At 76.2% G+C, this 441-nt stretch carries 1 protein-coding gene; it reads left to right on the top strand.

Annotated features, from left to right (window positions below):
• Positions 1 to 441 (top strand): hypothetical protein (locus ACU8YE_RS25395; protein ID WP_446930352.1); only part of this gene is annotated, 441 nt, incomplete at both ends.

A 441-nucleotide genomic window follows, 5' to 3' on the forward strand; every position in this document is an offset into this window, starting at 1 on the left:
CCACCGTGGCCCTGGCCGCGTTCGCGTGGGTCACCAGCCAGCGGGCCGACCCCCGCGACCTCGTCGTCGCCTACCTGGACGCGATCGCCGCCGGTGACGTCGACGCGGCGAACGCGCTGGCCACCGATGGCGTCTTCACCGGCAGCGGCCTGCCCGCGCCCGGCTCGCTGGACGACGCCGACCTCGTCCGGGCCGTCCAGGCCGGCGACGACGGCCGCGACACCTCCGTCTCCCCCTACTCGGGGGCGGACTACCGGGCGCTCGGCTTCGACGTCAGCTACGAGGTCGCCGGGGAGCAGGTGTCGGGCACCGTCTTCGTGGAGCGGACCGGCGGCTCGTGGCTGCGGCCGGAGTGGCGCATCCGGGGGTCGCTCGCCCAGCCGGCCCGCCTGTCGGTGCTGCAGCCGCTGCAGGAGGTCGACGTGACGGTGGGGTCGACCG

The sequence above is a fragment of the Ralstonia sp. VS2407 genome, from assembly GCF_052950655.1.